This window comes from Chlorobaculum tepidum TLS, from assembly GCF_000006985.1.
GTDB classification, from domain to species: Bacteria; Bacteroidota; Chlorobiia; order Chlorobiales; family Chlorobiaceae; genus Chlorobaculum; species Chlorobaculum tepidum.
In genome coordinates this window covers 900629-919945 of record NC_002932.3, presented here as the reverse complement: position 1 = coordinate 919945, position 19317 = coordinate 900629, and the positions used below count along the sequence as shown (strand labels likewise).

Below are 19317 nucleotides of genomic sequence, written 5' to 3'. Positions count from 1 at the left end.
ATGAATACTAAACCGGTTCTCGTGATCCTCGGCCCGACCGCCTCTGGCAAAACGGAGCTGGCCTTCCGCATCGCCCGCCAGACCGGCGGCGAAATCATCTCGGCGGACTCGCGCCAGATCTATCGCGGCATGGACATCGGCACCGCCAAACCGCCGCGCTGGATGCTCGACGAGGTCAAACACCACTTCATCGACAAAAAAGAGATCGGCGAACCGTTCAGCGCAGGAGATTTTGCGGAGCAGGCTGCGGAAAAAATCCGGGAACTCCATCAACGCGGCATCACGCCAGTCGTTGCGGGCGGTTCGACGCTCTACCTCGAAGGCCTGCTCAAAGGCTTCGCCGAACTGCCACCAGCCGACCCGGAAATCCGGGCGCAGCTGACCCGCGAACTCGAACGCCACGGCGCGGAAGCGCTCTACCGCCGACTCGAAGCGCTTGATCCCGAACAGGCTAAAACGCTCGACCCAACCAAAACCCAGCGCCTTATCCGAAGCCTCGAAATCATCGAAATTTCGGGAACGACAGTCACGGCCCTGCAAAGCAAAACTCCCGGCCCGCCAACTGGAATCAACTTCACTGTCATCGGTCTCGACCTGCCCCGCGAACTGCTCTATGAGCGCATCAACCAGCGCACAAGCGCAATGATACAAGCCGGACTTGAAGCCGAAGCCCGTTATCTTTTCGACAAGTTTCGTGACGAATGGCGCAGCAAAAACCTCAACGCGCTCGCCACCGTCGGCTACCGCGAACTCTTCGAACACTTCGAGGAATTGCACGATCTCGACACCGCGGTTTCACTCATCGCCCAACACACCAGAAACTACGCCAAACGTCAGCTGACATTTTTCCGCAACAGGCTGGATGTCGAGTGGGTGAAAGCACCACTTGACGAGGCGGAAATCGAAGCACTTGTAGAGTTTTTTTCCACCAGACAAGACGATAGCGTTCCGCATTCTCCTATTGCTATTGCAAAAAAACAAAACGCTTAACCACTCCCCATCAGCGAGCAACCCACCCTCACCCACCTCAAACATTTTACGCCGTTGAAAAAAATTGATTTGAATGAATCGAATTTTGTACGATAATAGTGGAAGAGAGCCGTTCCGCATTCATCTTTCAACCATCCTTCAATGAATGCGGAGCCAAAAAGGTAGCACAAGTGCCTTTGATAGAATAAGTTACCGTATTTCTGCTGGAGTTTTTTATGAAACACTCCATATCGACCCGCAAGGAATTGACCATCCTCAAGCTTGAAGAGCCAATTTTCGATGTCCGTTACGCAGACTGTTTCAAGGCGACTATCGACAGCATGATCAGCACCGGTACCAGTAAAAACATTATTATCGATTTTTCGCAGGTCAAGGCTATCGATTCTTCAGGCATAGGCTCGATGCTCCTGGCCCATCAGCTCGCCAACAGCTCTGACGGGCTTGCCATTTTCGTCTCGCTCTGCCAGCAGATAAAAGACCTGCTTAAACTGGCCAATCTCGACAAGCAACTCTACATCTTCTCGTCGATCAATGAAGTCATGACGCTCATCGAGCCGGCATTGAAGGGTAAACGCGGCAGCCGGTCGCGGCAGCAGCCGGTTCAGGATGAGAGTATTGACGAAATCGGTGACGAACTTGAAATCCCTGACGAGGCCTTTGAAAGCGAAGCATACTGCGAAATCGAAGACGAAGCTGAAGCGATTGATGAACCTGAAGCGATTGATGAAAACGAAAAGCCCCACCAGAAAAAAAATCCATCCGCAACGGCTCCCACCAGAAAACGAGGCCGCCCAAAAAAGAATCCCGAGGCCGGCAAAACACCATTGAAAAGTTAAAACTCAAAGAACAGCGCCCATCCATCACTCTTGACATGATCTTGCCCTATCGGGCATCTTTTTGACATTTCGTCGTGCATACACTATTTTTTAAAGCAGTTAGTATCGGTCTCTCCATTTTGTGAAACAGAATGTTTCCTCGAAAACCAGAGCACTGCGCCATGCTTGACCACCTTTTCCAGCAAAAATTCGAGACACTCCTCGCTGCGGCAAACATCACCATCAACGGCAACAGGCCGTGGGACATCAGGGTGCATGATCGCCGGATGTTCAGAAAAACGATGCTTCAGGGAAATCTCGGTTTCGGAGAGTCCTACATGGAGGGCTGGTGGGATTGCGATGACCTCGAAGAGCTGTTTTACCGGATACTCTCGGCAGGCGTCGACCAACAGCTCGTCACACTTGCCTCGGCGCTGGAGTATCTTCAGGGTGCGCTGATAAACTTGCAAAAACCGGCGCGCGCCTTCACTGTTGGCAAGCACCATTACGACGCTGGCAACGACCTCTTTCGGGCGATGCTCGACCCGCTCATGATGTACAGTTGCGCCTACTGGCACGAAGCCGACAGCCTCGATGAAGCACAGCAAAACAAGCTTTGCCTGGTGTTCGAAAAGCTCGACCTCAAACCGGGGATGAAACTGCTCGATATTGGATGCGGCTGGGGCGGGGCCGCGAGGTTCGCCGCTGAACACTATGGCGTGCAGGTGGTTGGCATCACCGTATCGAAGGAACAGGCCAGCTTTGCCAGAGAGCTCTGCAAGGATTTCGACGTCGATATCCTGCTCATGGACTATCGCCAGCTCGAAGGCGAATTCGACCGGATCGTCTCGATCGGCATGATCGAACATGTCGGCTATAAAAACTACCGGACCTACTTTGATACCGCCCGACGCTGCCTCAAACCGGATGGACGGATGCTCGTACAGAGCATCGGCAGCAACGAGTCGGTTACAGGCACCGACCCGTGGATCGAGAAATATATCTTCCCGAACTCAATGCTTCCGTCACCCAGCCAGATTTCACGCGGTTTTGAAGGGCGGTTCGTACTTGAAGACTGGCACTCGTTCGGTTATGACTACGCCCTGACACTCAAAGCCTGGGAAAGCAACATAACCCGCAAATGGCCACAGATTGAAAAGCACTACGACAAAAAATTCTACCGCATGTGGCGCTACTATCTCCTGAGCTGTGCCGGAGCTTTCAGGGCACGCACGATCCAGCTCTGGCAGATATTGCTCACACCATCGGGCATCAAAGGCGAATGCTGCATCCCACACCAGCCAGTCAAACGGAAATTCAGGGATAGAGGAAACGATCCCGCGAAGCTGCATCGAATGCCCGCACCTGCGCTCGGACAGCGTCGAGAATTTCCGCGATCGGACGTTGCTGCTGAATCATAAGACGGTAACGATCGGTTCCTGCAAGCTGGTCAAAAAAGGCGGCGTGACGATACAGGCCGGTCTGCTCCGGCCAGAGCTTCTGCAGCGAGAGCAGGATTGCCGTGGAGGTCATGAACGGATCGAATCGCTCGCGATCGGTCACCTTCAGGCGGATTCCCTCGCACTCGACACCGGAGAATTTGCTCCTTTCGGGCGTGAAGGTCGTCCTATAGAATTTGACGCCGGGCAAGCGATAGGTTTCGAGTTCCCGGATGAGCGCTTTGCTGTCGATGAATGGCGCGCCAAACATTCGAAACGGCGCCTCGGTGCCACGCCCTTCGCTGACATCGGTTCCCTCCAGCATGACCGTAGCTGGATAGAGCAACAGGGTTTTGAAATCATGCAGGTTCGGCGACGGCGGACGGAAACAGAAGCCCGGAAGGTCGTCGGCAAACCTGTCTCGCCGGTATCCCTGCATCCGCACAATCTGCAACGACAGTCCCGGAAAACGGCGTTTCTGCAACCATCCGGCGATCTCTCCCACGCTCATGCCGTGGATGAACGGAAGCTCCGCCGCGCCAACGAACGACTCGAAGCGCGGCTCCAGCACGAAACCGCTCACCGGAATCGGCGCAAGGGGATTGGGGCGATCGAGTACCATGAAAACGATCCCGGCTTCGTTGCATGCCTCCATCGCGAGCTTCATGGTGGAAATGTAGGTGTAACAACGCACCCCCGCATCCTGAAGATCGAAAATGAGAACATCGATGGTTTTCAGAAGCGAAATATCAGGCTTCCGGGAGTTACCGTAAAGCGACCAGATTTTCAAACTGTCGCCAATCCCTGCATTGTCCACTTTCTTGCCAGCTTCGTAATCGAGCGAGAAGCCATGCTCGGGAGCCATCAGAAATTTCAGATCAACCCCGTTCCGAAGCAAAACCCGATATCCCGGCTCGCCGGAGCGCGAAACCGCTGCTGCATTGGTAATCATGCCGACTCGCTTGCCCTGAAGTTGGAAACACTTCTGCGCATCGAGCACATCGAGGCCGTATCTGAACGCCTCGGCTCGCGCAATGGAGGTTTTTACCAACAGGAGAAAAAAAAGCAGAAAAAAAAGAGGAGCTGTTCGCTTCATGAGGAAATGACCCTGAAGTTTTCGGCAGTTTGGCATCCTTCCTACAAGCCCTATAACGAAGAAGCTTTCGCGAAGGCAATATACCCCGCTCCTTAACAAAAAGCAGTGCTGCGGGCAAAAAAAAGACCGCACAACATGGCGCGGTCTTTTGCTGGTGGTGGGGACAGGACTTGAACCTGCAACCTTCGGGTTATGAGCCCGACGAGCTACCAATTGCTCCACCCCACGATGTAAAAGCTGCTTAATGTACGACTTTCATTGTAAAAAACAAATGGTTAACTGACAGAGTTCCCATTTATTCCTTCGCCCTGCGGTTCGAGCAGAAAAAGGCGGCCATCGGCGCCCTCGACAGTGAGGATCATGCCCTGCGACAGCTCGCCCCGCATGGTGCGGTCAGCGAGATTGGCCACCAGCACGACATTCTTGCCCACCATCTGCTCGGGCGTAAAGTACTGCGCGATGCCCGAAAGCACCTGGCGCTGCTCCGAGCCGACCTGCAATTGCAGCTTGAGCAGTTTGTTGGCCTTTTTGACCGGCTCGCAGGCGACCACTTTTGCCACACGCAGATCGATCTTCTGGAAGTCGTCGAAGGTGATCTCAGGCTTAAAGGTCATCGGCACGGGCTGCTTGGCGGCTTCACGCTGCTCCGCCTCGGCCAGCAGCGCCTCGATCTTCTTCATCTCTGGCTCGATGTCCTTGTCCTCGATCTTCGAGAAAAGAATTTCGGACGAACCAAGCAGCTTGTGTCCCTTCTTCAGCCCCGGTTCGAGCGCCTGACGCCAGACAGGGTTGCCGGGTTCAACGAGTTCGTCAATCGTGCCCTCGAAACCGAGCATCTTCCAAATGCGGTTGGCGGTTTCGGGCACAATCGGCCAGAAGAGCAGCGCGAGCGTGTGGCAAAGATTCAGCGACACGGCCATCGTGCGCCCCGCCGCTTCCGGATCGACCTTAATGACTTTCCACGGCTCGCTCTCGGTGAGAAAGCGATTGGCGAAACGCGCGATCTCCATCGTCTGTGCGGTTGCTTCACGGAAGTGGAAGCCGTCGTAGGCCGCTTCGAGTTTGCCGAAACTCGCCAGCCAGTCGATGCCGAGGCTGTCCCACGCTTCAAGGTCTATGTCCGCTGGCACCTGGCCGCCGAAGCGCGAGTTGGTAAAGTCGATCGAACGCTTGATGAAGTTGCCGAGCGTGTCGGCCAGCTCGCCGTTGGTGCGGTTCTGGAAGTCACTCCAGCTGAAGTCGGTATCCTTGTTCTCCGGGTAGTTCATCGCGATGCTGTAGCGCAACGTGTCCGCCGGGAAGCGTTCGAGAAACTCGCCGAGATAAACTGCATAGTTGCGCGACTTTGAGAACTTGCGCCCCTCGAAGTTCATGAACTCGGAGGCCGGAACATTGTCGGCCAGCTCGTAGCGCCCCTCGCTGCGCCCCTCGTTCCAGGCCATCAGAATCGCCGGGAACATCAGCGTGTGGAACACGACGTTATCCTTGCCGATGAAGTTGATGATGCGCGTCTCCGGATCCTGCCAGTAGCGCCGCCAGAGTTCGGCGTCGCCCTGCTTTTCAGCCCACTCTTTCGTAAATGAAATGTAGCCAAGCACGGCGTCGAACCAGACATAAAGCACCTTGCCTTTCGCCTCTTCGGAGTCGAGCGGCAGCGAGATGCCCCAAGCGAGATCGCGGGTGATCGCACGGTCGGCGAGGCCCTGGTTGAGCCACGTGCGTGAGTAGTTGACAACGTTAGAGCGCCAGTCACCGGTGTGCCGTTCAACAAAGGCTTCGAGCTGCTTCTGGTAGCGCCCAAGCGGGAAGTACCAGTGCAGGGTTTCGCGCAGCTCCGGCGTAGCGTCGGAGAGCTTGCTCTTCGGATCGATCAGCTCGGTCGGGCTGAGGTGCGTGCCGCACTGCTCGCACTGGTCGCCGTTCGCGCCGGGCGTTTTGCAGACCGGGCAGGTGCCGGTGATGTAGCGGTCGGAGAGGAAGCGCCCCGCCTTCGGATCGAAGAACTGCTTTTCGGTTTTCTTGACAAAAATCCCCTTTTTCTCGATTTCCAAGAAAAACTCACGAGCGGTCTGGTGATGAACCGGCCCACTGGTGCGCCCGTAGTAATCAAACGAAATGCCGCACTTCGCAAATGCCTCAGCATTCATTGTGTGGTAGCGATCCACCACTTCCTGCGGCGAAATGCCCTCCTTGTCGGCGGTAATGGTAATCGGCACGCCGTGCTCATCCGAGCCACCGATATGGATCACGTCGTGGCCGCAGAGGCGCTTGTAGCGAACATAAATATCGGCGGGCAGATAGACCCCGGCGAGGTGGCCGAGGTGCACCGGGCCGTTGGCATATGGAAGAGCGGTGGTAACGAGAGTTCTTTTGGGTATATGAGTCATTGGTAACACAAGTCGTTCGATGATGATAAAATCACGTCACCCGGCGGATTGCCGGGTGATGAAATGGTGTTTCAGGCCTGTCCGCCCTGACGCTTTCCGGCCATATTATTGTACTGATCCAACGAAATACGCCGCTTCTGACCAGTACTGACGTAACGTATCCAGATGCTTTTCTTCTGTTGATCGACCCCTTCGACTACGGCATTGCCATCCCTGACAGTAAAGGTCGTGCCGACGGAGGGCCATCCGTTTTGCCTGACCTTACCATGATGACAATTGCCGTTTTTGCCGTTGGTTTTCGAAAATCCGAGGCAGCACTTCGGACGGTTGCAGAGGCCGATGGTGTTGAACGAGAAGTTGTCTCCGTTCATGCTATCCGGCATCTGGGGCTTTTCGGCGAATGGATTGGAGTGGATTTTCTGCATCCAGGTCGAGCAGCAGAGCGCACAACCGCAGGAGCCCTGCGCGTTGGTACGTCGCGCCTCCTCGCGGGTGGTAATCTGCACCATCTGGATTCGCGCCTTGAACTCCCCGGCCAGGTCACGCACCAGGCCCCGGAAATCGATGCGGTGCGTGGCGGTGTAGTAAACCGAAAGCTTCTGCTGGTCGAGACGCAGATCGATATCAACCAGCTTCATATCAAGCTGGTGCCGTTCGATTCTTTTCAAACAGGCCTCCCTGATTTCAGGCTCCCGCTTGCGAATCTCGGTGAACTCGCGCACCTCCTCCTCGGTAGCACGCCTCATGATGGCCGGAAGCTTTTCGACCTCGCTGACCAGCCCCTTAAGCTGAAGCTTCCTGAGGGCGATGCGGCCTGTAGAGTAAACAACACCCATATCAAATCCGCCATCGGCTTCAACAATGACCGGAGTACCGATTTCAATCTCCTCGCTCCTCCTGTCCGCATAAAACTCCCTTCGGCACCCCTTCATTTCGACTTCACAAATGGATACCGAACCTTCCGGGAGAACATCGGGATAGAACCCAGAAGCTTCTTCCTCCAGCATTTTCGAGAGTTTCAGCCTCACTTTGGCATTGTCGCCAAGGAGGCAACTGCATAGAACTGTACCCATATATATCCTTTATCTATTTCCGCCACGTCATTCAGTTGAACGCGGCAGCATCGTTTCTTCTACGGATTTACCCGTCACTCTTCTGCAGGACGACCTTTTCCGAACAGGCTGCGAAACGCTTCGACACGCCGATTGATCGATTTCGAACCGCGTATAACCATATCGAAGCCGTCAAGACGTCGCTCGATCACCGCTTGCTTCACCTTGTCGAGATGGGATTCGGTCGTCTGCTGCATGAAGGCGGTCAGGGCGTCAAGCCCCTGCCAATCCGCTCTTTTCAGCACTCTCGGCGACCCGAAAGACAAGAAAAGTTCAGGTTTCTGCTCTTCAAGATATTCAATACGGCTGACAACTGAAACAAGGTAAATCGATTCCCTTTTCTTGAAAACGCGCTGGACAATCCCGGCCGTTCCCCTGAAAAAGAGAAGAGGGCGTTTGTCCACGTGTTCGATCAGCCCCTGCGGAAAAATCCAGAGTGCATTCTGACGTTCGGATGGCGCGACCAGGCATTCGGCGGCGTAGTCGAGCGTGCCGATGGCGCTGCGGGCGTTGGAGCGGTCGATGGAAAATGCGCCGAGACGAGTGAAGAACTGGTGCTTGACGAGCTGCGCGTACTCAATGATGATATAGAGATTCTGGCGGAAATAGAGCTCGGTGCAGAGCTGCGACCAGAAGCCGTCCCACCAGTAGGCGTGGTTACCGTAGAAAATGACCGGAATCGATGTGTCCATTTCCGGCAGACCGGTCGGCATCTGCACTCTCAGCGAGTGGAAATGCCGCCGGAACTGCCGGCGCGAATACCAGCCAAACCATCGAGTATATGCCCAGCTCCGGCGAACCTTCAGCATGGGCTGCGCTTAACTGAACGCTTTTCTGATGCGGTTGACCGCCTCAGCCAACTCTTCGATAGAGGCCGCGTAGGACAGGCGCAGGTTCTCCGGCGCTCCGAACGCATCACCAGGCACGGTAGCCACGTAGTGCTCGGTGAGCAGGTACTCCGCGACGTCGGTCGAGTCCTTCATCACCTTGCCGCCAAAGGTTTTGCCGAGCAGGCCTTTGATGGACGGGAAGATGTAGAATGCGCCCTCCGGCAACGTGCATTCGATGCCGGAAATGGTGTTCAGCTCACGGAACATGAAGTCGCGGCGCTTCTCGAACTCGGCACGGCGCTGTTCGACGATGGACTGGTCGCCATCGAGCGCGGCCACGGCGGCCTTCTGCGCAATGGAGTTGGCGTTCGAGGTGGTCTGCGACTGAATCTTGTCGCACGCATTGATGATCCACTTCGGCGCAGCCAGGTAGCCGATCCGCCAACCGGTCATCGAGTAGCTCTTGGAAGTGCCGTTGCTGACGATCACCCACGGCTTCATCTCCGGAATCCTCGCAGGCGAGAAGGGGCGCACACCGCCATAACAGATCATGTCGTACATCTCGTCGGAAAGCACAAAAATCTCCTTGCCTTCAATCACCTGCATGAGCGCACGTACTTCGGCCTCGTTGTAAACTGCGCCGGAGGGATTCGATGGCGAATTGAGCACGAGAATCCGGGTCTTCGGCGTGATGGCCGCGGCGAGTTGCTCCGGCGTCATTTTGTAACCGGTCTCAATGGAGGTTTCGACGATCACCGGCGTCGCTTCGGCCAGGCGCGCCATCTCCGGAAAGCTCACCCAGTAGGGCGCCGGTACGATCACCTCGTCACCCTCGTCGCACAGCGCGAGGAAGGTGTTGGCGAGCGCCTGCTTGCCACCGTTACTAACGATGATTTCATCTTCGGCGTATTCCAAGCCATTGTCGCGCTGGAGTTTGCGGATGATCGCTTTTTTCAGCTCAGGAATTCCGGAATTTGCCGTATAACGGGTAAAGCCTTTTCTAATTGCCTCGATGCCCGCCTCACACACATTCTCTGGAGTCGGGAAGTCCGGTTCGCCCGCAGAAAGACTCACAACATCCTTGCCTTCCGCCTGCATCTTCTTGGCCAGTCCGGTAATTTTCATCGTCTGCGACTCCTGCATGCTCAGCACCCGGCGGCTCAGGAATCGTTCAAAGCTCTCTACGCTCATCTTTGCAGAATTGGTTGTTAATTGAAAAAAATCAGTGCGCCCGCCGTTCCGCTCTTTTTCGCGAAAGTTGGTCGAGCACGTAGGGATGGACAAACTTGCTGACATCGCCGCCGAGCATTGAGACCTCGCGGATAATCGTCGAAGCGACATAGGTGTATTTGACGTTCGGCATGAGAAACACCGTAGTCACTTCGGGATAGAGGTGACGGTTCAAGAGCGACATCTGGAACTCATACTCGAAATCCTTCACCTGCCGCACGCCCCTGACAATAGCGCTGGCCCCCGCCTGCCGGGCGTAGTCGGCAAGAAGCCCCTCGCGCAACACATCGACACTCACGTTTGGAAGGTCACGAACCACCTCCCTGACCATGTCGAATCGCTCTTCAACCGAAAAAAGGGTCTGCTTCTGACTGTTCTCGGCAAGCACCACGTCAACATGTTCAAAAATGTTCAGCGCGCGCTCGAGCACATCGAGATGGCCGTTGGTGAAGGGATCGAAGGTCCCCGGATAGATGGCTTTCTTACTCATGCGCTTCAGGTTGTGGTGTAAAAAACGAGACTCGGGTCGTGCCGTAATCCTTGTGGAAGAGATACCCGCGAGATTGCGAAAAATCATGACTCGCGTGATGCTCCATGAGAAGCAGGCCATCCGGGGCAAGCAGGCCGGTATCGAGAATCGAGCGGATCAGATACTCGTAATCCTCCCAGCGATAGGGCGGATCGCAGAACACCAGATCGAACGACCCCTCTTCCCTTTTCAGAAACGCCGTAACGTCAGCCATGACAAACCGCGCCGAAGCACCCGCGCCAATGTCCACCGCTGTGGCCTTCATCGTTTCGAGCGCCTGCCGGTTCTGCTCCACGAAGCAGGCGCTCTTGGCACCCCGGCTCAGCGCCTCAAAGCCGAGATTGCCGAAGCCGGCGAAAAGATCGAGCACCTCGATGTCATCGAAATCGAGACGCGCTGCAAGTGTGTCGAAAAGCGACTTCTTGACCCTGCTGGTGCAGGGCCGGATGTCGCGCGAAGGCAGATGCCTGATCTTTCGCCCCCGGTATCTGCCCGCATGAATCTGCAAAACCTATCGAAACAGCTTAAAAGTCACCGAAAATAGTTACGCCGAGAATCTCCAGCGCTTTTGCCTCGTCCTCTTTGGATGGCGGTTTGCCATGCCAGTTGGACTTGTCGGGCATCGTACCTTCAAAGAACGGCACCCCCTTGCCCATAACCGTTTTAGCCAAAACCACCACCGGTTTGGTGCGGCCTGTATCCTTGCGAAGATACTCAAGCGTATCGATGAAATGCTCGATGTCGTTACCGTCGCAGGAGAGCACATCCCAGCCGAAGGCGCGCCACTTGTCGGCGAACGGCTCGATGTCCATCACCTCCGAAACCTCGCCGTCAATCTGCTGGTTGTTGTAATCGACGATGCCGATCAGGTTGCCGAGCTGATAATGGGCGGCGCTCATGGCAGCCTCCCAGATCTGCCCTTCCTGGCACTCACCGTCACCCATCAGGCAAAACACCTCACCCTTTTTGCCATCCATGCGCAGGCCGAGCGCCGCACCGACAGCCGCCGACAAACCCTGACCCAGCGAACCGGATGCGATATTGATGCCCGGCAGCCCTGACTCGCAGGTCGGGTGCCCCTGCAGGTACGAGTTGATTTCGCGCAGGTAGTTGAGCTCATTGAGAGAAAAGTACCCCGAACGGGCCAGTACGCTGTACCAGACCGGAGCAATATGGCCGTTCGAGAGAAACAGCATATCCTGATCGGCTTCGCCCTTGAACTGATGCGGATGATGCTTCAGAATTTTGAAATACAGTGCCGTAAAAATATCGGCCATGCCAAGCGAACCGCCGGTATGGCCCGAATTGGCTTTAGCCAGCATGCGGATCACATCCCTGCGCACCTGCCGGGCCATGTCCTTGAGTTCATCGATGGTTGAAAGCTGCAAGTACTTGCCTTTTTTCTCCGCAGGATAAGGCTTCAGATGTTTTGCCATGATGGAAGCGATGGATGAATGATGGCTGAAAATAAAAAATGGTGTCAGAAGAACGCCGGAAACCGCCCGTCAGAAAACCTCAAAGTTAAAAGCGGACGCCTAATTTACCAAGTCATGCTCCGTCAGCTTGCTGTTTTCTTTTTTTGAGATAGGCCACGACCTTCCAGACAATAAAACCTGTAAACAGAATCGTGAACGGCGCAGTGTACAGTACCGCGTATTGACCAATCTTGTCCCAGTTGCTGCCGAGCAGATAGCCAGTGCTCAATAAAAGAATATTCCAGAGCAGCGAGCTGACAAAAGAGGCAGCAAGCACCAGCGGTATTTTCAGATGTAACATGCCGGCCACGATGCAGATAACCGCCCGCGACCCGAAAAGGAAACGATTGACCACGACGGCCAGATAGCCATGCCCTGAAAACTTCTGGCGCACGACCTCCATTTCAGAGGGAGGGAACAGCTTGTGAATGCTTTGGGCGAATTTGTGACGCGCCTCGCACTCTCCGACAGCGTAGAGCTTGAGACCCAGAAAGCGGCTGAGCAGAAACACAGTCATGAATCCGGCTACCGAACCGATCGTTGACCAGAACAGCGCAGCGACAAAGGTGATATGGCTGAAGGTGAGAAGGTATCCGGCAAGGGCTATGGGAACATCCCCCGGAATCGGGGGAATGACATTCTCAAAATATGCCGACAGAAACAATACTGCATAGACCGAAGAAGGTTCGGCCTGTTGCAGGTAGGCAACAACGGATTCAAGCATTGAAGAGGTTTCCGGCATCGATGGCTTACTGTTCCAGCACGCGGCGCTTGACCTCGGAGTATGCATCCTCAACGCCGCCAAGGTCGAGGCGGAAACGATCCTTGTCAAGCTTCTCACCCGACTCGGCATCCCAGAACCGGCAGGTATCGGGGCTGATCTCGTCACCCAGCAGAATCTCGCCTTTGTGACGACCAAATTCGAGCTTGAAATCCACGAGTCTGAGCTTCCGTTCAGCAAACCACGGCACGAGAAGGCTATTGATTTTCTTGGCCATCGCCTTGAGGTGCGCAACCTCTTCGCAGGTTCCAAGGCCAAGCGCGACGGCGTGATCCTCGTTCATCAGCGGATCGTCGAGCTCGTCGTTCTTGAGATAGAGTTCAACAATCGGCTTCGACAGAACGGTTCCTTCCTTGAAGCCGTAGCGCCTGACCAGCGAACCGGCGGCGATGTTGCGCGTGACCACCTCGATCAGAAGAATGTCGAGTTTCTTGCACAGCATGTCACGGTCGTTCAGCTTGCCGACGAAGTGAGTCGGAATACCGTTTTCGCCGAGCATAGTGAAAAGGCGACTGGCGATAGCGTTGTTGGTCACACCCTTATCGGCGATGGAACCCTTTTTCTTGTTATTAAACGCGGTCGCGTCGTCTTTGAACTCCTGTATGATGAGGTCCGGGTTATCGGTCTGCCAAACCTTCTTGGCCTTGCCCTCGTGAAGCAGTGTAACTTTGTTCATCGATGTAGAATTACTTCTGTCTTGTTTTTGCATGGATAAGTACCGGTTCCCGCGCCCCGATACCGGTAAAAGCTCACTCCCCCTGCTGACCGGTTGCCTGCTGCACCGCGCCGGTCAGGACGATATTGATCTGCTCCTCGGTCAGGCCGCGCTCCTTGAGGAACCACATGAAACGGAACACGCCGAGATCGGAAAGAATCGCCCTGGGGCGCTCCGTCTCGTCCAGGCCGCGCGAGCGGGTGTGCTCGTCGGCCGTGCGGAGCCAGTCTTCGATGAACGCCGCCGGACGGCCATCGGTGGTGAAGTATTCGTTCACAATGCGCTGGACATCGGCAAAGGATGGATCGGGATTGCTGATGAAAATCTGCTCCATCTCCTCGGAAATTCTGCCAAGATAGATGACAGCCTCCATATCGAGATTCTCTTCGAGGATATCCCTCGCCTGCTCCTTTACGTCGAACTTTTTGCTCATACTCCAGAGAACCGCCGGACGACCGGGTCAAGGTGATTGAAAATTCCCGACTAAGTTAAGTATCGAACGCTTAAACGGAAAGAAAAAACTTCGCCGGGCAAGGCGCCCCGGAGCCGTCAACCCCTGGTGATAGCCCATCCCTGCCCAGATCGAAATCAACGGCCGGTTCAATTTTCCGATTTCAATCGGCATTTGGATACGAAGCATCCGGCTTACTCATGGTGCACGTCAGGCAACACACTGCCGCTCTTCATGGCACTGAGCTTTTGCGCAGCTTCCTCGTTGCCTTTGGCCGCTGCCGACCGATACCATTTTACAGCTTTGTTAAGATCAAGCTCAACGCCCAAACCATGCTGATAAAAATTGCCAATATTGAGTTCAGCCTCGCCGTTGCCCTTGGCTGCCGATATGCGGTACCATCTCATTGCCTCAGCATAGTCCTGTTCTACGCCCTGACCATGTTCATAGAGCACCCCGATATTGTCTTCAGCAGCAAAATTCCCTTTGGCAGCCGATATGCGGTACCATTTCATCGCCTCGGCATAATCAGTCTCCACACCCCATCCATGATGATACAGGTAACCGATCTGGTTCTGGGCATTATCGTTATCTTTGGCAGCAGCGAGCCGGTACCATTTCATCGCCTCGGCATAGTCCTGTGGAACACCCAGTCCCTTCTGGTACATGAATCCTATTGCGTACTCCGCAGCATCATTGCCTTTCGCGGCTGACAATCTGAGCCATTTGAGCGCCTCGGCATAATCACGATCCACATCACGGCCATAATAGTATTTCATCGCGATGAGATACTCTTTTTGGGCAGCATCTTTATCAGTATCCGCGTCCCGACGGACCGATGCTTCCGGTGATGAGTCATTCATTTGATAATCCCGGCAATGCCCCGTCACAGGAGCAGCAAGCATAAACACAGCAAAACCGCTGAAAACAAAACGCTTCATGAAAATTTTAATTCTGGTTGAACAGCACAGACCCATAAGAAATGGATAAACTTTATATTGTTACAATAATAAATCTTACCTGTAATTCACAAGCCGCCTATCCGGGATACTGATGAAATTTTCCAGCACAAGCACTCTTTTTTTACTACTTCTTAGCTGTCTGTGCGCTCCATCACGAAACGGAATGTGCAAAGAGCAGCCGCAGCAGATTCTCGTCATGTGGTGGAATGTCGAAAACCTTTTTGATACGAAAAACGATCCGAAGGTTGATGACCAGGAGTTCACCCCAATGGGCAAAGCACACTGGACGGAAAAAAAGTTGCTGTTGAAGCGGTTGCGCATCGCACAGGTCTTCAACGCGATCAGGGCCGAGCGTGAGTATGGGAAATATCCGGATATTGTGGCATTTGCTGAAACCGAAAACCGGCAGGTTTTCGCGGGCACGCTGGCGGCTCTCGACCGCGCCACTTACGCCATCGACTATCACGAAAGTCCCGATCCCAGAGGCATCGACATTGGCCTTGCATGGAATCCTGCCACAGTGAAATTCACCGGTTCGAAGCCCTATAAGGTACGCCTAAATAACAGACGCGGCACCCGGTTCGTCATCGCTGCCGGCTTCACGGCTGCCAGCAACCACTTTACCATCGTGCTGAATCACTGGCCTTCGCGCTCGTTCGACACCCAGTGGAGCGAAACGAATCGCATCGCAGCCGCAAGAGTTGCACGGCACATCGTTGACAGCCTCAGAACCTGCAATCCACAGAGCGAGATCATCGTCATGGGTGATTTCAACGATCAACCCGAAAATCATTCGGTCAAAGACGTTCTCGGCTCATCATTTGACAGAAAAGCGGTTCGACATGCCAGCAGCAGACTTCTTTACAACTGCTGGAACGAGGCGTCATCTCCCGGCAGTTACTTTTACAGGAATCATTGGGAACAGATCGACCAGATGCTGGTTTCAGCCGCATTGCTCGACGAGAAGGGACTCTCGATCGACAAAACGAGCTTCCGGGTTTTCTCCATTCCGGCGATGTTCGACCGGTTCGGAAAAGGGCTCTATTCCACCTACAAACAAGGCAAGTTCAAAGGCGGCTACTCCGACCACCTGCCGCTATTGCTGAAGGTTCGCATCAAACCGTAGCCAGCAACCGGGCCACCATTGCCATCCATTGCTAAAACAGTTTCTATCCGGATACGATAATCATAAAAACGATAGCCTCCATAAAACAGCCGAGGCCACATTGCTGCGGCCCCAAGAAAAACCTGCCGTTTCCGGCAGGTAATGTTTAATACGGAAATATAGCTCAGTCCTTGTCCACGGCGATCCTCATGGAGAAGAAGGAGCGGTGTACAAAAACAAGCGAAAGCAGGAAGAAAACAACCGCCAGTGAAACAGAAATCGTAGTCGGCAGCTTGATCGCCAGCTCGATGGCAAGCAGACCGAACAGTGTGGTGAACTTGATGATCGGGTTCAGCGCAACCGAAGAGGTATCCTTGAATGGATCGCCCACCGTATCGCCGACCACGCTTGCATCGTGCAGTTCGGTGCCTTTGGCATGAAGTTCGGTCTCAACCACTTTCTTGGCATTATCCCATGCGCCGCCGGCGTTGGCCATGAAGATGGCCTGATACAGACCGAACAGCGCGATGGAGATCAGGTAGCCGATGAAGAGGTACGATTCGAGACAGGCAAAGGCCAGCGTACTGAAGAAGATAGTCAGGAAGAGGTTGATCATGCCTTTCTGCGCAAACCTGGTGCAGATTTCGACAACCTTCTTGCTGTCTTCTGTCGAAGCCTTGGTAACGCCATCAAGCTTGATGTTCTTTTTGATGAACGCGACGGCATAGTACGCGCCGGTAGTCACGGCGTTCATCGAAGCGCCGGTGAACCAGTAGATAACCGCGCCGCCCATCAGCAAGCCGAGCAGGAACGGGGGCCACAGGATGGAGAGCTTCGCAATGGCGCCTGTATCGGCAAGGCCGCCGGTCAGAATCATGATGATCGAGAAAATCATCGTCGTCGAACCGACCACGGCGGTACCGATCAGCACCGGCTTGGCGGTCGCCTTGAAGGTGTTGCCTGCGCCATCGTTGGCTTCGAGGTAACGCTTGGCGTTCTCGAAATCGGGCTTGAAACCGAACTCGCTTTCAATGCTATTCGAGATGTTCGGAAGGGTTTCGATCAGCGACAGTTCATAAACCGACTGCGCGTTATCGGTAACCGGCCCGTAAGAGTCAACCGCGATGGTGACCGGGCCCATGCTGAGGAAGCCGAAGGCAACGAGACCGAAAGCGAACACGGAAGGCGCGAGCATCATCACATCAAGACCGAGAGTGCTGAATCCGAAGGCTGCCCCCATAAGGACGATAATCGCCAGGCCCATCCAGTAGGCGCTGAAGTTACCGGCAACGAGACCGGAAAGGATGTTCAACGCAGCACCACCCTCTTTGGAGCACTGCACGACGTTGCGAACAAAGGCGCACTCGGTTGAGGTGAACCTGTCGACCAGCTCGGGAATGAGCGCGCCGGCAATCGTGCCGCAGGTGATGATCGAGGCAAGCTTCCACCACATCGTGCCGTCGCCAAGCTGGGCAATCAGCATATAGGATGCGATGTAGGTCAGGACGATGGAAACGATCGAGGTAAGCCAGACGAGAGTGATCAGCGGTTTCTCGAAGTTCATTTCGTCGGCGTTGCCATACTTCATCTTGGCGAGGGCGTCATTGACCCAGTAAGACACGGCGCTGGCAACAATCATGACGAGACGCATGGCGAAAATCCAGACGAGCAGTGAAACCTGGATCGAAGGATCCTTGATGGCGAGCAGGATAAAGGAGATCAGAGCAACGCCGGTCACACCATAGGTCTCGAAACCGTCAGCCGTCGGCCCGACGGAATCGCCTGCGTTGTCACCCGTGCAGTCGGCGATAACGCCAGGGTTGCGGGCGTCGTCCTCCTTGATTTTGAAGACGATCTTCATGAGGTCGGAACCGATATCGGCGATCTTGGTGAAGATACCGCCAGCGATACGCAGCACCGAAGCGCCAAGCGATTCACCGATAGCGAAACCGATGAAACATGGGCCAGCATAATCGACCGGGATGAAGAGCAGGATGCAGAGCATCGCGAACAGCTCGATGCTGATAAGCAGCATACCGATGCTCATGCCGGCGCGAAGCGGAATGGCGTAAGTCGGAAATGGTTTGCCGCCGAGACTGGCGAATGCGGTACGGGAGTTGGCGAAGGTGTTGATCCTCATGCCGAACCAGGCGACCGTGTAACTGCCGGCAATACCGAGAAGGCTGCAGGCGAGAATGAAGACAACCTTGTCAGGTGCGAGATGGTTGAGGCCGCCAAAATAGGCAACGATGATTGCCGCGACAAGAGCCCAGAGGATAATGATGAATTTGCCCTGGGTAATGAGGTAGGTTTTACAAGTCTCGTAGATCAGGTCGCTGATCTCCTTCATGGCCGCATGAACGGGCAGCTTGTTGATTCCCTGATACTGAATCAAGCCGAAAATCATGCCAAAAAGGCATACCACAAGACCATACATCAACAACGTGTGGCCAGGTATTCCGCCCAAAAAGGATACCGAGCTTAAGTCCGGCAATACCAGATCGGCCTCGCTTGCATACGCTTGTGACGCTGAAAGCAAGACCCCAAGTCCCGCTAGCGCCGATGTGGCCCTGACGATCCATTTAGCTTTGGTTGGTTGTTTCATTGCTCTGTTTTTTCTCTGTGTTCCTTGTATTACAGAAAGACTGCCAACAGCAGGAGCATAATAAACCTGACAAAGAACAGCGATTGATAAAGAACAGCCCTGCTGTATAACATGATGGATAAAAGTAGCATCTTTTTTCCGGTATCTCATCAGGAAAAAACAATATCACCAAAACAGTCACAAAACAAAATCATGATTATAACGACATATATCGATACAATAGCGGAAACACTTTTTCGGGAATACATGCTGCATAAAGAAATACACAACCACCTGGGGTAACGGTAATTGATGAGGGTACCCGGTAAAGTTACTGAAATTTTGCTCCAACAACCACAAAAACTATGTGTCAGATTCCGCCAGATTATAGATGTTTTGGACAAACAAATCCGAACCTTTACGCCATGCCCGCAAGGTATCCAGCGGTGTACGATGGCCTGACATGGTCTGCGGAGTCCGGGCATCAGCGAGCTTTGCACAGTGCTCGATCGTTGTGGCAAGCTCGTTGGCGCTGGCAAATCTGGTCTGCCTGGGAATCTCCTCTATCCGGCCGTTACAGCGCTCGACCATGCCGTTCGTCTGCGGATGAGCAGGCTTGATCTTGTTGAGCCGGCGCGGCGTATTGGGAAGGTTGTCAACCGGGTCGCGGTTTTTCCATTGCAGGGCTGTGGGCTTTACCAATGCCATGCCTGGCCGCCAGCTGACTTACCGACAGGCTGGAGCTCTGAATTGCCCAACGGATCGCCGGTGTTATCCGCCCGTTCTGGTGAAGTTTAACCAGCATGACCGATTGGC

General features: G+C 54.4%; 18 protein-coding genes and 1 tRNA gene. 4 read left to right on the top strand and 15 right to left on the bottom strand.

Going from position 1 to position 19317, the window contains the following annotated elements; translation table 11 throughout:
• The 3 genes from miaA (at nucleotide 1) to cfa (ending at nucleotide 3226) form a co-directional block, all read left to right on the top strand.
• On the top strand, nucleotides 1-990 hold the full coding sequence (miaA, locus tag AYT24_RS04480) for a tRNA (adenosine(37)-N6)-dimethylallyltransferase MiaA (RefSeq protein ID WP_010932653.1): 990 nt from the start codon (nucleotides 1-3) through the stop codon (nucleotides 988-990).
• 215 nt (nucleotides 991-1205) lie between these two features.
• Nucleotides 1206-1826, top strand: a complete 621-nt coding sequence (locus AYT24_RS04475; RefSeq protein WP_010932652.1) for an STAS domain-containing protein — start codon at nucleotides 1206-1208, stop codon at nucleotides 1824-1826.
• 161 nt (nucleotides 1827-1987) lie between these two features.
• Nucleotides 1988-3226, top strand: a complete 1239-nt coding sequence (gene cfa, locus AYT24_RS04470; RefSeq protein WP_164926966.1) for a cyclopropane fatty acyl phospholipid synthase — start codon at nucleotides 1988-1990, stop codon at nucleotides 3224-3226.
• Here cfa and AYT24_RS04465 read toward each other — a convergent pair.
• The 13 genes from AYT24_RS04465 to AYT24_RS04405 form a co-directional block, all read right to left on the bottom strand.
• Nucleotides 3123-4340 (bottom strand): exo-beta-N-acetylmuramidase NamZ family protein, encoded by a 1218-nt coding sequence (locus AYT24_RS04465; protein WP_164926965.1) that lies wholly within the window; start codon nucleotides 4338-4340, stop codon nucleotides 3123-3125. The two genes, cfa and AYT24_RS04465, sit on opposite strands and share 104 nt — an antisense overlap.
• A 152-nt stretch (nucleotides 4341-4492) precedes the next feature.
• Nucleotides 4493-4568 (bottom strand) — tRNA-Met (locus AYT24_RS04460).
• Between the two features lie 47 nt (nucleotides 4569-4615).
• Nucleotides 4616-6727, bottom strand: a complete 2112-nt coding sequence (gene metG / locus AYT24_RS04455) for a methionine--tRNA ligase (protein WP_010932649.1) — start codon at nucleotides 6725-6727, stop codon at nucleotides 4616-4618.
• Between the two features lie 71 nt (nucleotides 6728-6798).
• A complete protein-coding gene (locus AYT24_RS04450) occupies nucleotides 6799-7800 on the bottom strand; it encodes a PSP1 domain-containing protein (RefSeq protein ID WP_010932648.1) in 1002 nt (333 codons plus the stop codon).
• A gap of 74 nt (nucleotides 7801-7874) precedes the next feature.
• A complete protein-coding gene (gene cruD, locus AYT24_RS04445) occupies nucleotides 7875-8648 on the bottom strand; it encodes a hydroxychlorobactene glucoside lauroyltransferase CruD (protein ID WP_010932647.1) in 774 nt (257 codons plus the stop codon).
• Nucleotides 8649-8657: 9 nt separating this feature from the next.
• A complete protein-coding gene (locus tag AYT24_RS04440; RefSeq protein ID WP_010932646.1) occupies nucleotides 8658-9860 on the bottom strand; it encodes a pyridoxal phosphate-dependent aminotransferase in 1203 nt (400 codons plus the stop codon).
• Nucleotides 9861-9891: 31 nt separating this feature from the next.
• The gene (gene coaD, locus AYT24_RS04435; RefSeq protein WP_010932645.1) at nucleotides 9892-10389 is read right to left on the bottom strand and encodes a pantetheine-phosphate adenylyltransferase; all 498 of its coding nucleotides are present in this window, start codon (nucleotides 10387-10389) and stop codon (nucleotides 9892-9894) included.
• Nucleotides 10382-10936, bottom strand: coding sequence for a 16S rRNA (guanine(966)-N(2))-methyltransferase RsmD (rsmD, locus tag AYT24_RS04430; protein WP_010932644.1), 555 nt, complete (start codon nucleotides 10934-10936; stop codon nucleotides 10382-10384). The genes coaD and rsmD overlap by 8 nt, the downstream gene beginning before the upstream one ends.
• Nucleotides 10937-10952: 16 nt before the next feature.
• A complete protein-coding gene (locus AYT24_RS04425; RefSeq protein WP_010932643.1) occupies nucleotides 10953-11864 on the bottom strand; it encodes a transketolase in 912 nt (303 codons plus the stop codon).
• 112 nt (nucleotides 11865-11976) lie between these two features.
• Nucleotides 11977-12645, bottom strand: coding sequence for a DedA family protein (locus AYT24_RS04420; RefSeq protein ID WP_010932641.1), 669 nt, complete (start codon nucleotides 12643-12645; stop codon nucleotides 11977-11979).
• Between the two features lie 7 nt (nucleotides 12646-12652).
• Nucleotides 12653-13360, bottom strand: a complete 708-nt coding sequence (purC, locus tag AYT24_RS04415) for a phosphoribosylaminoimidazolesuccinocarboxamide synthase (RefSeq protein ID WP_010932640.1) — start codon at nucleotides 13358-13360, stop codon at nucleotides 12653-12655.
• A gap of 73 nt (nucleotides 13361-13433) precedes the next feature.
• Complete coding sequence (locus AYT24_RS04410; protein WP_010932639.1) at nucleotides 13434-13832, bottom strand: RidA family protein; 399 nt, start codon at nucleotides 13830-13832, stop codon at nucleotides 13434-13436.
• A gap of 212 nt (nucleotides 13833-14044) precedes the next feature.
• A complete protein-coding gene (locus AYT24_RS04405; protein WP_010932638.1) occupies nucleotides 14045-14791 on the bottom strand; it encodes a tetratricopeptide repeat protein in 747 nt (248 codons plus the stop codon).
• A 184-nt stretch (nucleotides 14792-14975) separates the two neighbouring features.
• Between AYT24_RS04405 and AYT24_RS04400 the strand changes: the two genes are divergently transcribed.
• Complete coding sequence (locus tag AYT24_RS04400; RefSeq protein WP_226986870.1) at nucleotides 14976-15938, top strand: endonuclease/exonuclease/phosphatase family protein; 963 nt, start codon at nucleotides 14976-14978, stop codon at nucleotides 15936-15938.
• Between the two features lie 163 nt (nucleotides 15939-16101).
• Here the strand turns inward: AYT24_RS04400 and AYT24_RS04395 are convergent, their stop codons facing one another.
• Both AYT24_RS04395 and AYT24_RS04390 read right to left on the bottom strand, forming a co-directional pair.
• Entirely contained in the window at nucleotides 16102-18522 is a 2421-nt protein-coding gene (locus AYT24_RS04395; protein ID WP_164926964.1) for a sodium-translocating pyrophosphatase, read from the bottom strand.
• 342 nt (nucleotides 18523-18864) lie between these two features.
• Nucleotides 18865-19209, bottom strand: a complete 345-nt coding sequence (locus AYT24_RS04390) for a hypothetical protein (RefSeq protein WP_010932634.1) — start codon at nucleotides 19207-19209, stop codon at nucleotides 18865-18867.
• Nucleotides 19210-19317 lie beyond the last annotated feature (108 nt).